General features: G+C 74.1%; 15 protein-coding genes. 9 read left to right on the plus strand and 6 right to left on the minus strand.

The genetic code is table 11. From position 1 onward, the window contains the following. Window positions 1-122 precede the first annotated feature (122 nt). Both AYX06_RS09780 and AYX06_RS09785 read left to right on the plus strand, forming a co-directional pair. Window positions 123-452, plus strand: a complete 330-nt coding sequence (locus AYX06_RS09780) for a DUF3140 domain-containing protein (protein ID WP_062736985.1) — start codon at window positions 123-125, stop codon at window positions 450-452. A gap of 59 nt (window positions 453-511) precedes the next feature. Continuing rightward, complete coding sequence (locus tag AYX06_RS09785; RefSeq protein ID WP_047804407.1) at window positions 512-715, plus strand: hypervirulence associated TUDOR domain-containing protein; 204 nt, start codon at window positions 512-514, stop codon at window positions 713-715. Window positions 716-801: 86 nt separating this feature from the next. Here the strand turns inward: AYX06_RS09785 and AYX06_RS09790 are convergent, their stop codons facing one another. After that, complete coding sequence (locus AYX06_RS09790) at window positions 802-1,596, minus strand: hypothetical protein (RefSeq protein WP_062735609.1); 795 nt, start codon at window positions 1,594-1,596, stop codon at window positions 802-804. Between the two features lie 139 nt (window positions 1,597-1,735). Here AYX06_RS09790 and AYX06_RS09795 point away from each other — a divergent pair, with 139 nt between their 5' ends. The 3 genes from AYX06_RS09795 to AYX06_RS09805 all read left to right on the plus strand — a co-directional run bounded on the left by AYX06_RS09795 (window position 1,736) and on the right by AYX06_RS09805 (window position 4,654). Next, the gene (locus AYX06_RS09795; RefSeq protein ID WP_062735610.1) at window positions 1,736-2,278 is read left to right on the plus strand and encodes a MarR family winged helix-turn-helix transcriptional regulator; all 543 of its coding nucleotides are present in this window, start codon (window positions 1,736-1,738) and stop codon (window positions 2,276-2,278) included. Between the two features lie 142 nt (window positions 2,279-2,420). Next, window positions 2,421-3,365 carry an energy-coupling factor ABC transporter permease gene (locus AYX06_RS09800; protein WP_062735611.1) on the plus strand — a complete coding sequence of 315 codons (945 nt, stop codon included), beginning with the start codon at window positions 2,421-2,423 and terminating at the stop codon, window positions 3,363-3,365. A gap of 266 nt (window positions 3,366-3,631) precedes the next feature. After that, on the plus strand, window positions 3,632-4,654 hold the full coding sequence (locus tag AYX06_RS09805; RefSeq protein WP_062735612.1) for a zinc-dependent alcohol dehydrogenase family protein: 1,023 nt from the start codon (window positions 3,632-3,634) through the stop codon (window positions 4,652-4,654). Window positions 4,655-4,738: 84 nt separating this feature from the next. Here the strand turns inward: AYX06_RS09805 and AYX06_RS09810 are convergent, their stop codons facing one another. Together AYX06_RS09810 and ppgK are read right to left on the minus strand one after the other, a co-directional pair. Continuing rightward, window positions 4,739-5,230 carry a nucleoside deaminase gene (locus AYX06_RS09810; RefSeq protein WP_062735613.1) on the minus strand — a complete coding sequence of 164 codons (492 nt, stop codon included), beginning with the start codon at window positions 5,228-5,230 and terminating at the stop codon, window positions 4,739-4,741. Window positions 5,231-5,310: 80 nt separating this feature from the next. Next, entirely contained in the window at window positions 5,311-6,168 is an 858-nt protein-coding gene (ppgK, locus tag AYX06_RS09815; protein ID WP_084271553.1) for a polyphosphate--glucose phosphotransferase, read from the minus strand. A 186-nt stretch (window positions 6,169-6,354) separates the two neighbouring features. On the opposite strand from ppgK, the gene AYX06_RS09820 reads away from it, so the two are divergent. Then, window positions 6,355-7,704: an MFS transporter gene (locus AYX06_RS09820; RefSeq protein WP_062735614.1), complete on the plus strand. Its 1,350-nt coding sequence runs from the start codon at window positions 6,355-6,357 to the stop codon at window positions 7,702-7,704. A gap of 13 nt (window positions 7,705-7,717) precedes the next feature. Beyond that, entirely contained in the window at window positions 7,718-8,431 is a 714-nt protein-coding gene (locus AYX06_RS09825; protein WP_062735615.1) for a sulfite exporter TauE/SafE family protein, read from the plus strand. A 23-nt stretch (window positions 8,432-8,454) separates the two neighbouring features. Here the strand turns inward: AYX06_RS09825 and AYX06_RS09830 are convergent, their stop codons facing one another. Then, entirely contained in the window at window positions 8,455-8,961 is a 507-nt protein-coding gene (locus AYX06_RS09830; RefSeq protein WP_232319283.1) for an Lrp/AsnC family transcriptional regulator, read from the minus strand. Between the two features lie 115 nt (window positions 8,962-9,076). Here AYX06_RS09830 and ald point away from each other — a divergent pair, with 115 nt between their 5' ends. Both ald and AYX06_RS09840 read left to right on the plus strand, forming a co-directional pair. After that, window positions 9,077-10,198 carry an alanine dehydrogenase gene (gene ald / locus AYX06_RS09835; RefSeq protein ID WP_062735617.1) on the plus strand — a complete coding sequence of 374 codons (1,122 nt, stop codon included), beginning with the start codon at window positions 9,077-9,079 and terminating at the stop codon, window positions 10,196-10,198. 70 nt (window positions 10,199-10,268) lie between these two features. Continuing rightward, complete coding sequence (locus AYX06_RS09840) at window positions 10,269-11,369, plus strand: alanine racemase (protein WP_062735618.1); 1,101 nt, start codon at window positions 10,269-10,271, stop codon at window positions 11,367-11,369. 88 nt (window positions 11,370-11,457) lie between these two features. On the opposite strand, the gene AYX06_RS09845 is transcribed toward AYX06_RS09840, so the two are convergent. Both AYX06_RS09845 and AYX06_RS09850 read right to left on the minus strand, forming a co-directional pair. Continuing rightward, a complete protein-coding gene (locus AYX06_RS09845) occupies window positions 11,458-13,005 on the minus strand; it encodes a PTS ascorbate transporter subunit IIC (protein ID WP_062735619.1) in 1,548 nt (515 codons plus the stop codon). Window positions 13,006-13,018: 13 nt separating this feature from the next. Continuing rightward, complete coding sequence (locus tag AYX06_RS09850) at window positions 13,019-13,903, minus strand: PTS sugar transporter subunit IIA (protein ID WP_062735620.1); 885 nt, start codon at window positions 13,901-13,903, stop codon at window positions 13,019-13,021. Between the last annotated feature and the right edge of the window lie 61 nt (window positions 13,904-13,964).

The following is a 13,964-nucleotide window of genomic DNA, read 5'->3' on the forward strand; positions in this document are numbered from 1 at the left end:
GCGAACTGCCGCAGGGGTCGCCGGGACGGCCATTGCTCCGTAGGCTGATGATCGCGTCCGGGTTCGCGGGCGCGGGGCCGGCCCGGAGGCGGCCGCCCGTGGACGAGGACGAGGAGCGCGGCATGAGCGACAGCGACGACACCGTCGGCCAGGACTTCGACGAGGCCGTGAACATGACGGCCAAGCAGCTCTCGGACTGGCTGGAGACCGATGAGTCGCAGTCGGTGGGCCAGGACGACGGCGGCGAGTCGGTGGGGCACCGCTCCGGGCGGCGCATCGTGGAGATCCTGCAGAAGAAGAAGGGGGAGCGCACCGACTCCGACCGGGAGCACATGCACAAGGTCGTCGGCTACGTCCACCGCCACCTGGCCCAGCGGCCCGACGGGGACGTCACCGAGACCCGGTGGCGCTACTCCCTGATGAACTGGGGCCACGACCCGCTCAAGGACTGAGCCGCGCCGGACGCACCCGGCACCACACCCGGTGAGGCACGACGAGGAGAGGAACACGCATGAGCCTGACGAAGGGCACGAAGGTCACCTGGAACACCCCGCAGGGCACGACCGAGGGCACCGTGGTCGAGAAGAAGACGGAGGACTTCGAGCTGGACGGACACACGTTCCGGGCGAGCTCGGACGACCCCCGCTACATCGTGGAGTCCGAGAGCTCCGGCGCCCGCGCGGCGCACAAGCCCGACGCCCTGACCGAGGCATAGCACAAGGCGCAGCACCGAGGCGCAGCACCGAGGCGCAGCACCGGGTCGTAGGTCCGCAGCGCGGGCTGGGGGCGGCCGCGGCCGGATCAGCCGGCCGCGGCGAGCACGCCGACGCCCCAGCGGCCGCACCGGCCGCCTCCCGGCGCGGAGGCGGGCACGGGTGCCGGAGCCGGCCGCACGGAGGTGCCGGCGGATCCCGCCCGGCCGCCGGGGACCGCGGCGGCCGGCGCAGCGTCCGCGGCGGCCACGCCGTGGGCGTCCGCCACCGGCGCCGTGCGCGCAGCGCCCACTCCCTGAGGGGACTCGAGGGCGAGCGCAGCCACCAGGTCCTGCTCCGACAGCGACGCCTCGCGGGCCAGGCCGGCCAGGGGCACCCCGTGCCGGGTCGCCAGCTGCAGTTCGGTGCGGAGATCACCGAGGGCCCGGTCGAGCCGCCGCCGTTCGGCCCGCACCGCCGCGCCGAACGCCCGGAGGACGGCAGCGGGACCGTCCGCACCGTCGAGGTCGAGCGTGCGGAACCCCGCCAGCTGCTGGTCCAGGAACCACTCGGCGGCCTCGACCCGGCCGGCCGCGGCGAGCACTCGCCGGATGAAGAACGGCCCGAACAGCACGGCGTCGTCGTCGGGCACGATGCGCTCCTCGGCGCCGGAGGACACCGGCACCTCCTGCAGGGCGCCGCAGGCGCAGGCGTGCAGCCGGTGGCCGGCGAGGGCGGCCCGGGCCACGGCGGAATTGACGCGGTCGTCCACGTCCGCGAAGTCGAGGAGGCGCACCGGCATGGGCGCGCCGCAGTGGACCGGGGCCACGGGCATGGCACCATCACGGCTCGGCGCGGAGCCGGGCGGCTCGGCCGCGGGGCGGTGCTGCGCGTGCTGGTCCATCGCTCGCCCGTCCTCACGTCGACTGCGGGATGCTGCGCCCGATTCCCGGCAGGAAGGGGACATCTCCCATCCCATCGCAGAATCATTAGATTGTCTAGTTACCAATTGGAGTAAATTCTTGTTGCTCTACACTGTCGGCATGCGCGCACACCGACCCACCTCTTCCGGCTACTGGTACGGCACCGACGACGCCGCCGGGCCCGGACCGGTGCAGGTGCTCGAGGCCCTGCGCGCCTACCGCGCCGCCGAGACCGCCATGCGCCGGCGCACCAAGGACTCCATGGGCATGGGCGAGAAGGACGTCCTCGCCCTGCGCTACCTGCTCGAGGCCCACCGGGCCGGCACCCCGATGAGCCCCCGCGACCTCGCCGCCCGGCTGGGCATCTCCTCGGCCTCCACCACCACCCTGCTGGACCGGCTCACCCGCACCGGCCACGTCGCCCGCCGCCCGCACCCCACCGACCGGCGCGCCCTGGTCATCGTGGCCACCGCCGAGGCCGACTGCGAGGTGCGCACCACCCTGGGCAGGATGCACGAGCGGATGCTGGCCACCGCCCGGGCCCTGGACCCGGACCAGGCCGCCACCGTCACCGCCTTCCTGCACGCCATGGCCGACGCCGTGGACGCCGCCGAGGACGTGGGCGACGACTCCTGCCGGCCCGAGCCCCCGCAGCGCGCCTGACGGACCCGAGCCTCCTGCAGCCCGTCCGGCGTCGTCTGTCGGCACCGTCCGTCATCCCGGTGAAACACGGGCTTGGCACCATCGGGATCGCACCGGTCTCACCCGAGACCGGTCCAGCGCGATCCCGAAGGGCGGTTCCCCGATGCACGTTCCGGACCATTTCCTCGACCCGGTGGTCAGCACCACCACGGCCGCCGTGGCGCTCACCGGGGTGGCCGTGGCCGCCTGGCAGGTGCGCCAACACGCGTCCGCCCACCGGCTGGGCTTCGCCGCGGCGGTGACGGGCTTCGTCTTCGCCGCCCAGATGGTCAACTACTCCGTGCTGCCCGGCACCAGCGGCCACTTCCTGGGTGCCGCCCTGGCCGCGGCGCTGCTGGGCCCGTGGCTCGGCATGCTGTCGATGACCGTGGTGCTGGCCGTCCAGGCGCTCGTCTTCGCCGACGGCGGGCTCACCGCCCTGGGCACCAACGTGACGCTGATGGCCGTGACCGGGGTGGCCGTGGCCTGGGCCGCGGGCACGGTCCTGACCCGCGTGCTCGGCCGGTCCGCGCCGCGCACGGCGGCCGGGCTCGGCGCCGCTCTGTCCGTGCCGGCGGCCGCCCTGGTCTTCTCCGGCCTGTACGCCGTGGGCGGCACCGTGCCCGTGGAGACCGGCGGACTGGCCGCCTCCATGCTGGGGGTGCACGCCCTGATCGGGGTCGGGGAGGCCGTGATCACCGTGGCCGTCCTCTCCCTGGTCCTGGCCCTGGCCCCCGGGCTGGCCGCCGTGGACGCCCGTCCGCTCGCCCCGGCCCGCGCCCGCCGTGGGGCGCTGGGCGTGACCGGCGCCGGACTGCTGTGCGCCGCCGGGCTCTCCGCGGTGGCCTCCTCCGCTCCGGACGGGCTGGAGTCCGTGGCCCTGGCCTACTCGTTCGCGGAGGCCGCGGGCCCGCACGCCCTCGCCGGCGCCGTCCTCGCCGGCTACGGGGAGAGCGCCGGTCTGCCGGTGGTCCTGGCCGGGATGGTCGGGCTGGTGCTGACGGGGCTGCTGGCCGCCGGTGCGGTGGGCGCGCTCACCGCCGGACGTCCCGCAGCCGCACGGCGCTGACCCACGGCTCCACACGGGCCCGGCCGCCGATGATCCAGGCGGGCGGGCCCCCGGCGTGCGTGCCGACGGCATGCGTGTCCACGACGCGCGGGCACTTGCCCGTCCGGACGGATCCTGACACGGTCGACCGAGGGTGCCGGCCACCGCGCAGCACCGCTGCACGGACAAGCCGCACGGCAGGACCGGACAGCAGAACCGCACAGAACAACCACCCAGCAGAACTGCACGGCACGACACCTGGAACCACTGCACCGAAGGAGCACCCCATGCGCGGAGTCATCATGCACGCCCCCGGCGACGTCCGGGTCGAGGACCGCGAGGTCCCGGCGATCCTCGAGCCCACCGACGCGGTCCTGAAGGTCGCCGCCGCCTGCGTCTGCGGCTCCGACCTGTGGCCCTACCGCGGGGTCGAGGACGTCGACGGCCCCTCCCCGATGGGCCACGAGTACGTCGGCGTCGTGGACCAGGTCGGCGACGAGGTGCGCGACGTGCAGGTCGGCGACTTCGTCGTCGGGTCCTTCTTCGCCTCCGACAACACCTGCGAGATCTGCCGGGCCGGCTACCAGACCCACTGCGTGCACCGGCAGCCCGGGGCGGCCACCGGCGCCCAGTCCCAGTACGTGCGCGTGCCGCTGGCCGACGGCACCCTCGTGGCCACCCCCGGGCAGCCCGATCCGGAGCTGATCCCCTCGCTGCTGGCGGCCTCCGACGTGCTCGGCACGGGATGGTTCGGCGCCGTGGCCGCCGAGGTGGGGCCGGGCAAGACCGTCGCCGTCGTCGGCGACGGGGCCGTCGGGCTGCTCGGCGTGCTGGCCGCCCAGCAGCTGGGTGCGGAGCGGATCATCGCGATGTCCCGCCACGCCGACCGCCAGGCCCTGGCCCGCGAGTTCGGGGCCACGGACATCGTGGAGGAGCGCGGCGACGAGGGCGTGGCCCGGATCAAGGAGCTGACCGGCGGGCTGGGCGCCCACAGCACGATCGAGGCCGTGGGCACCCAGGAGTCGATGATGCAGGCCATCCGCGCCACCCGTGCCGGCGGCCACGTCGGCTACGTCGGGGTGGCCCACGACGTGGCGCTGCCCGGGGAGGAGCTGTTCTTCTCGGGGGTGCACCTGCACGGCGGCCCGGCCCCGGTGCGCCGGTTCCTCCCGGAGCTGATCCAGCTCATCTGGGACCGGAAGATCGACCCCGGGAAGGTCTTCGACCTCACCCTGCCGCTGGAGCAGGCCGCCGAGGGCTACCAGGCGATGGACGAGCGCCGCGCCATCAAGGCCCTGCTCATCCCCTGAGCCGCCGGTGCCCGTCCGCCCCGCCGCCCGGGTCACCGGCCGCGGGCGGCGAGGCGGTCCGGCCCGTCCCGGGGCGGTCGCGGGTCAGGCCCAGTAGCCCTCGTGCACCCGGGCGGCCTCCTCCTCGAGCAGCGGGCCGAGCACGGCGATCTCCCGCTGCCCGTGGCGCAGCACCTCCCGGCAGGGCAGGTCCAGGGTGGGGTTCTGCTCGTGCGCGCCGGTGAGCGCCAGCAGCGAGGACTCCGCGAGGCCGTAGACGATGCGGCCCACCCCGGTCCAGTACGCGGCGCCGGTGTACATGGCGCAGGGCTCCGCGCTGGTGAACAGCGTGGCCCGGCGCATCTGCTCGGGCCCGATCGCCCGGACCGCCGCGGCGACGGCGCGCAGTTCGGCGTGCTGGGTCGGGTCCCCGTCCGGGGGCAGCGCGTTGTTCCACGCCTCCGCCACGATCTCGCCGTACTCGTCGGCGACCAGGGCCCCGAACGGGTGGTTGCCGGCCTCCCGCGCCGCGGCGGCGAGCTCCACGGAGCGGCGCAGCAGGGCCGTCTCGGCGTCGGTGAGCGGGTTCTCGGTCATGGGTCCAGCCTCCTGCGGGTCGGCGTCGTCGTCCGCTCACCGTAGCGGCGCCGTGCGGACGGGGACAGGCCCCGCGGGAGCTACTGCATGACGAAGCGGCCGAGGTGCGCCTGACGGGCGGTGCCGATGATGCCGGCCGCGTTGCGCAGCTGCGCGGGCACGATCCGGGCGCGCAGCCGCAGCTGGGGCAGGAACTGCTCGTGCCGCTCGCTGATGCCCCCGCCCAGCACGATCAGGTCCGGGGAGACGAGGGTCTCCAGGTGGGCGAGGTAGCGCTGGAGCCGGTCCGTGTACGTCGGCCAGTCCAGGCCCTCCGCCACGCGGGCGGAGGCGCCGGCCCAGCCGTCGACGTCCCGGCCGTCCAGGTCCACGTGCCCCAGCTCGGTGTTGGGCAGCAGCTGCCCGTCGTGGAACAGCGCCGAGCCGATGCCGGTGCCCAGGGTGATCATCAGGACGGTGCCGCCCACTCCGCGGGCGGCCCCGAAGCGGGCCTCGGCCAGCCCGGCGGCGTCGGCGTCGTTGAGCACGGCGACGTCGCGGCCCAGTCCGGCGCTGAGCAGGCGGCCGGCGTGCAGGCCGAGCCAGGAGTCGTCCAGGTGCACGGCCGAGCGGGTGATGCCGCGGTCGATGATGCCCGGCACGCCCACGCCCACGGGACTGCGCGGATCCACGGCGCCGGGCCCGGTGCTCAGCTCCGCCAGCGCCGCCCCCAGGGCGGAGACCACGGCGTCCGGCGTGGCCGGGGACGGTGTGAGGATCCGCCGCAGCGGGCCGGTCACCACACCGCGCACCGGGTCGACGACGGCGTACTTGATGGCCGTGCCGCCGATGTCCACCCCGATGCGGCGGACGTCGCCACCGGCCGCGTCGTCGACGGGCGTGCCCTCGACGGGCGGGAGGGCGGAGATCGTCCGTGCGGACGACGAGGTGGAGGTCATGTCACGGTCCTGGTCAGGGGTCGGTGCAGCGCGCCCGCGATAGCGCGACGCTTGAACGAGAATACAACTGCGTCATGACAACAACGGTCTCGCGGAGATCGTTCCCTAGAATCGAGTGGTCCGGACCACCGGCCCCGTCCCCGCAGCCGCCGGGCCGGTGCGCCCCCTCGCCGAAGGGCCTCCCGCATGACCGCATCCGCCCCTGTCCCCTGGCCCGTGCCGCAGCGCAGCACCCGCCGCGTGCTGCTCGCCTGCTGGCTGGCCATCCTGGCGGAGGGCTACGACGTCGGCGTGCTCGGCGCCGTGCTGCCAGCCCTGGCGGAGTACCGCGCCTGGGACCTCACCCCGCTGGAGCTCGGCGGCCTGGGCTCGTATGCCTTGATCGGCATGCTCATCGGGGCGATGGTCATCGGGACGCTGTCCGACCGGGTGGGACGCCGGAGGATGCTGCTGGCCTCGGTCGCGATCTTCACCACGATGCAGCTGGGCGCCGCCCTCGCCCCGAGCCCGGAGCTGTTCGGGCTCTTCCGGCTGCTCGGCGGGCTGGGCATGGGCGGGATCATCCCGGTGGCGGCGGCCCTGACCATCGAGTACTCCGCCCCGGGCCGGCGCTCCTTCAACTACGGGCTGATGTACTCGGGCTACTCCCTGGGCATCCTGGCCGCGGCGCTGGTGGCGCTGCTGCTGCTGCCCACGCTGGGCTGGCGGTGGGTCGTGGGCGCCGGGTTCGTGCCGGTGCTCCTGCTGCCGGTGCTGGCCCGGCTCGTGCCCGAGTCCCTCGAGTACCTGGTGGGCAAGGGCCGGGAGGAGGACGCCGCCCGGGTGGCCGCCCGGCTGGGCGTCGAGCCGTTCGTGCCCGGTGACTGGGCCCCGGCCGAGGCGCCGCGGTCCGCGGGGTGGCGGCAGTCCCTCGCGGCGATGTTCTCGCGCGACTGGCTGCGGCCCACCGTCTTCTTCTGGATCTCGCTGTTCTGCGGCATGGTCCTGGTCTACGGGCTCAACACCTGGCTGCCCTCGATCATGCGCTCGGCCGGCTACGCCCTGGGCCCGGCCCTGATGTTCCTGGTGGTCTTCAGCCTCGCCTCGGCCGCCGGCGGCATCGCCCTGGGCCGGGCGGCCGACGCCTACGGCAAGAAGCTGATCCTGATGACCTTCTACCTGCTGGGCGGGGCGGGGATCCTGCTGCTGATGTTCCCCAACCACATCGTGGTCAACTACGTCTTCGTCGCCCTGGCCGGGATCGGCTCCATCTCCACCTCGCTGGTGCTCACCGGCTGGGTGGCCGACTACTACCCCTCCTACGCCCGGGCCACGGCCACCGGCTGGGCGCTGTCCTTCGCCCGGATCGGGGCGATCTCCGGCCCGCTCATCGGCGGCTGGATCGGCGCCATGGCGCTGCCCTTCCAGTGGAACTTCGTCGTCTTCGCCGCCGTGGCCCTGGTGGCCGCCGGGGCCGTGGCGCTGATCCCGCGCTCTCCGGGCGCGGGGCGTCCGGGCGCGCCGGCCGACGACGTGCTCGGGGCCTCCGTCCGGTGACCGGGGGCGATCGGTGACCGGGCTGGAGCTCGCGCTCGCCGCCCTCGTGGTGTTCCTGGCGTCCTGCCTCCAGGGCACGATCGGCTTCGGCCTCGGCATGCTCGCCGCCCCGGTGATCAGCCTGCTGGACCCCAGCCTGCTGCCCGGGTCCATCGTGCTGCTCGCGGCGGGGCTCACCGTCTTCGGCGTGCTGCGGGACCGCACCGCCGTGGACTTCCGGGGCACCGGATGGGCACTGCTCGGGATGGTGCCGGGCACGGTGGCGGGCGCCCTGCTGGTGTCGGCCCTGCCCCCGCAGGCCCTGGCCCTCGCGGTGGCGGGCACGGTCCTGCTGGCCGTGCTGCTCAGCGTCTGCGGCTGGCAGCCCCGGCCGCGCCCGGCCGCGGTCGCCGCCGCGGGGGCCGCCTCCGGGCTCATGGGCACGGCCACCGCCATCGGCGGCCCGCCCATGGCGCTGGTCTGGCAGGGCTTCTCCCCGGCCCGGGTCCGCGGCACCATGAGCGCCTTCTTCCTGGTCGGTGCCCTGGTGTCCCTCACGGCGCTGACCGCGGTGGGCTCCATCGACCGGGAGGTCCTCCTGTTCGCCGCCACGCTGCTCCCGGCCGTGCTGCTCGGCTTCGTCACCTCGAGCGTGGTGAACGGGCGCCTGAACAAGGCCCTCGTGCGCCGGGTGGGGCTGGCGGCCTCCACGGCCGGTGCGGTGCTCGTCCTGGTGCAGGCCCTCTGAGCGGCGCCGCCGGGAGCGGCGGCTCAGGGCTCCACGGACCCCTGGACGTGCTCGAACACCAGGCTGGTCTGGGTGGCGGCCACCGCCTGGTTGGAGGACAGGTGCTCCAGGACGAACTGGCGGATGTGGTCGGTGTCCCGGGCGGTGACGTGGATGAGGAAGTCGTCCGTGCCGGCCAGGAAGAAGAACTGGGAGACCTCCGGCACCGACCTGAGCCCCTCCCCGAACGCCGACATGAGGTGCCGGGCGCCGGGGCGCAGGCGCACGCTGATCAGCGCCTCGATGCTCCGACCGATCGCCCGCGGCTCCACCTCCACGGTGAACCGGCGGATCACCCCGGTGCGCTGCAGGTTCTTCATCCGGGCCAGACAGGTGGACGGGGCGACCCCGAGCGCCTCGCTGAGCGCCTGGTTGGTCATCCGGGCGTTCTCCCGCAGCAGCGCCAGCAGCCGCCGGTCCAGCTCGTCCAGCTCGGGGGCCGGACGCAGATCCTGCGGTGAACGCCGCGTGTCGCGGGTCACATGCTCCATCATTCCTCCAGTTCTGCGCCGATTGCCGAAGGATCGTCGAAAAAGCCCACGGACACAGCCGAAAACCGTAGTTTGTTGTCACCCAGTCTACGGTTCCTGCGGAAGAAGGCCCCCGATGATCGTCTCCGTCCCCCGCGAAGTGAAGAACAACGAGCACCGCGTGGCGATCACCGCCTCCGGGGTCCACGAACTGGTCGCCCACGGCCACCGCGTCCTCGTGGAGACCGGCGCCGGCACCGGCTCGGGGATCCCCGACGCGGACTACACCGCGGCCGGGGCCGAGCTCGTGGCCGACGCCGACGAGCTGTGGGCCCGCGCCGACCTGGTGCTGAAGGTCAAGGAGCCCGTGGCCTCCGAGTACCACCGGTTCCGGCAGGGCCTGGTGCTGTTCACCTACCTGCACCTGGCCGCCGAGCCCGAGCTCACCGCGGCGCTGCTGGAGTCCGGGGTCACCGCCATCGCCTACGAGACCGTCCAGACCGCCGACCGGCGGCTGCCCCTGCTGGCCCCGATGAGCGAGGTCGCCGGACGGCTGTCCGTGCAGGCCGGGGCCGCCGCCCTGACCGCTCCGGCCGGGGGCAAGGGCGTGCTGCTGGGCGGGGTGCCCGGCGTGCGCCCGGCCAAGGTCACCGTGATCGGCGCCGGAGTGGCCGGCACCAACGCCGCGGCGATGGCCGTGGGCCTGGGCGCGGAGGTCACCGTCCTGGACGTGAACGTGGACCGCCTGCGCGAGCTCGACGACCGGTACGCCGGGCGGCTGCGCACGCTCGCCTCCAACAGGCTCGAGATCGAGCGGTCGGTGACCGAGGCGGACCTCGTCATCGGCTCCGTGCTGATCCCCGGCGCCAAGGCCCCGAAGCTGGTCACCAACGCCATGGTCGCGGCCATGAAGCCGGGCAGCGTGCTGGTGGACATCGCCGTGGACCAGGGCGGGTGCTTCGAGGACAGCCGGCCGACCACCCACCAGGACCCGGTCTTCCGGGTGCACGACACCATCTTCTACTGCGTGGCGAACATGCCCGGCGCGGTGCCGAACACCTCGACCTACGCGCTGACCAACGTCACGCTGCGCTACGCCGTGGCCCTGGCCGACCAGGGCGTCACCGCGGCGCTGGCCACCGATCCGGCCCTGGCCGCCGGGCTGAACACCATGGCCGGCCACGTCACCCACCGCTCGGTGAGCGAGGCGCACGGCCTGGAGTTCACCGACCGCGCGGACCTCGTGCCCGCGGCCTGACCGGGGCGCGGCCCGCACCGGCCCTAGGATGGGCGGACCCCACCCGAGCGCTGCACCGGCGAGGAGCCCCATGGACCGCATCCCCGAAACCGTCGACACCCCGGACGTCCTGATCGACCGGGACGTGCTCGGCCGCAACATCGAGCGGATGGCCGCGGCCGTGCGCGCAAAAGGGATGGCCCTGCGTCCGCACGCCAAGACGCACAAGGTCCCGCAGATCGCGGCGCTGCAGCTGGCCGCGGGCGCGGTGGGCCTGACGGTGGCCACGATCGGGGAGGCCGAGGTCTTCGCCGCGCACGGGGCGCAGGACCTGTTCCTCGCCTATCCCCTGTGGGTGGGGCCGCGGCAGGCGGAACGCCTGCGCCGGCTGAGCGCCACGGCGCGGATCAGCGCCGGCGTGGACTCCTCGGAGGCCGCCGCGGCCATGGGCGAGCGGCTCGGGGACGCGGCCGGGGACGTCGCCGTGCTCGTGGAGATCGACAGCGGCCACCACCGCAGCGGGGTCCACCCGGACGCCGCTGCGGACGTGGCCCGAGCCGCGGTGCGGGCCGGGCTGCGCGTGGAGGGAGTGTTCACCTTCCCGGGCCACAGCTACGCCCCGGGCATGCCGGCCGAGGCCGCCGCCCAGGAGCAGCAGGCCCTGGAGCGGGCCTCCCAGGAGTTGCGGGACGCCGGGATCGAGGTGCTGCGCCGCAGCGGCGGCTCCACGCCCTCGGCGCTGCTGACCGACAGCTCCGCCGCGACCGAGGTGCGCCCGGGCGTCTACGTCTTCGGCGACGCCCAGCAGCTGGAGCTGGGCCGGTGCGCGTGGGAGGACGTGGCCCTCACCGTGGCCTCCACCGTGGTCAGCCGGCACGAGGGCGGCCCCGGGGTGCCGCGGCGGATCGTGCTCGACGCCGGCAGCAAGGTCCTCGGCACCGATCGTCCCGCCTGGGCCACCGGCCACGGGCGGCTGCTCGACCACCCGGAGGCGCGGATCACCGCGCTGTCCGAGCACCACGCCACGGTCGTGTGGCCGGAGGACCGCCCGCTGCCCGTCCTCGGGGCCCGGCTGCGAGTGGTCCCCAACCACGTGTGCATCACGATGAACCTCGTCGACGACGTGGCCGTGGTGCGGGACGGGATGCTGCTGGAGCGCTGGACCGTGGCCGCGCGCGGCCGCAACTCCTGAGCGGCCCGCCCCGCGGCCGGCGCCGGCCGCACGGCCGCGCCGGCCCACACGGCCCGCGCCGGCCGCACGGCGCCGCGGGGCCGCCGGCTCAGCTCGGCGGCGGCGGAGGCGCGGGGGCGCCCTTCGGCGGGGCGATCTTGGGGTGCGCGAGGGTGGGACCGGAGGCGGCCACCGCCGCGGTCTCCCGCTCGCCGCTCGCGCCCGGCCAGGCCCGGCCCGGAGACGGGTCCCACCCGGCGTCGACCACCCGGCGCTGCACCAGGACGGCCAGCCCCAGCACCGCGAGGCCGATCAGCAGGATCACCACGATGCCCCCGACGGACCCGATCTTGGCCGCGGAACCGACCGCGATCCCGAACCAGCCGAAGTCGGCGTCGCCGAAGGTGGTGTTCTCGGAGCCGAAGGTGCCCAGGACGGAGAGCAGGAACGCGGGCAGGAACGTGATGAGCAGGCCGTTGGCGAAGCCGCCGGCGAGCGCCCCGCGGCGTCCGCCGGTCGCGTTGCCGTAGACGCCGGCGGCGCCGCCGGTGAAGAAGTGCGGGACGAGGCCCGGGAGGATCAGGGCGATGCCGATGGCCGGGTTGAGCCACACCGAGAGCACGAACAGCCCGATGAGGCCTCCCACGAAGCTGGAGATGAAGCCCAGGAGCACGGCGTTCTGCGCGTAGGGGAAGACGATCGGCGCGTCCAGGGCCGGGATCGCCCCGGGGACGACCTTGGCTGCGATGCCCTGGAACGCCGGGACCAGCTCGCCCAGGATGGTGCGCACGCCGAAGAGGATCACGGCCACCGCCACGCCGAACTGCAGCCCCTGGGTGATCGACATCATGATGTAGTTGCCCACGCCGGTGGCGCCACCCTCGAACGCGGTGAACGCCTCCTCGGACCCCGCCCGGACCAGGAAGAGCACGGCGAGGACCACGTACATCATGGCCATGGACAGCGCGGTGGCCACCATGGAGTCGCGGAGGAAGCGCAGTCCCTCCGGCAGCTTCGCGTCCTCGGTGGACCGGCTCTTCTTGCCCACCACCTGTCCCACCGCCCCGGCGGCGATGTACCCGGCGGTGCCGAAGTGCCCCATGGCCACGCTGTCGTCGCCGGTGATCCGGCGGGTCCACGGGTGGACCAGGGCCGGCAGGGACACCATGAGGATGCCCAGGAGCAGGGCTCCCAGGGACACGGTCACCCAGCCGTCGTAGCCGGCGGTGGCCAGGATGATGGTCAGCATCGTGGCCATGAACAGGACGTGGTGCCCGGTCAGGAAGACGTAGCGCAGCGGGGTGAACCGGGCGAGCACGAGGCTGACGGCGAAGCCGAGGATCATCAGCCACGCCACCTGCGCCCCGTACTGGGCCTGGGCGATGCCGGCGATGGCCTCGTTGGTGGGGATGACGCCCTGGGCACCGGTGGCGCCCAGGATCATGGCGCCCAGGGGCTCCAGGGAGGCGACGACGAGGGTGGCGCCGGCGCCGATGAGCAGGAAGCCGAGGGTCGCCTTGATGGCGCCGCCGATGACCTGCCCGGTGCTCTTGCGCAGGGCCACCAGGCCGACCGCGGTGATGATGCCGATGAGGAAGGCGGGGACGGCCAGGATCTCGCTGACCAGGAATTCGGGGATGCTGACGAGCCAGTTCATTGCGGGCCTGCTTTCAGACGTCGTAGAGGTCGCGCATGGCGGCGTCGAGCTCGGTGGTGCTGGTGAAGTTCTGGATCACCTTCACGGGCACGCCCACGTCCCCCAGGGCGCGGGCGATCTCCCCGGAGGTGAGGATGACGTCGGCCTCCTTGGCCTTGCCGCGGGCGGAGATCGTGTCGGTGGCCTCGACCGTGAGGTAGGGGCTCCAGCCCCAGCGGTCGAGCACCTGCTCCAGGGTGTTCTTCAGGAACAGGCTCGTGCCGAGCCCGTTGCCGCAGACGGTGAGGATCTTGTTGCGGCTCTCCGTGGCCGCCCCGGCCGCCGGCTCGGTGGCCGCCTCCGTCACCGCGGGCGCCGGCTCGGCCGGTGCGGCCGGAGCCGCCACCGCCGCCGCCGACGAGGACGCCGATCCGGTCGCCGCGGGCGCCGCTCCGGAACCCGACGCCGGGGCGTCCTCCGTGAGCAGCGCGAGCACCTCCTCGGGCGTCTCTGCCCGGTCCAGGGCCGTCCGCGTCGTCGGCGAGGCGAGGAGGGTGGCCAGCTTCCGCATGGCCTGCAGGTGCTCCTTCTGGTCCTTCGCCGAGAGGGCGACGACCAGGGTCACGGGGTCGTTGGACGCGTGCCCGAACTCGACCGGGTGGGCCAGCCGGACCCAGGACATCGCCGTGCGGTGCACGGCCTCCGAGGGCCGGGCGTGGGCGAAGGCGAACCCGGGGGCGACGACGATGTACGGGCCGTTCTCCTCGACGCTGGCGATCATGGCCCGGGTGTACTCGCCGCTGATCGCCCCCTGGCGCTCGAGGAGCCCGCCGGCGCACCGGATGGCGGCACGCCAGTCGTCCACCGATTCGTCCAGGCAGATGGATTCGAGCTCCAGCAGATGACCGATGTTCGACATATTTGACAGCGTGCCCGCGAACGATTAAAAGACTTTCAGATCGCACAAGTCGGGGCGGTGC

The organism is Kocuria turfanensis (assembly GCF_001580365.1).
Taxonomy (GTDB): domain Bacteria; phylum Actinomycetota; class Actinomycetes; order Actinomycetales; family Micrococcaceae; genus Kocuria; species Kocuria turfanensis.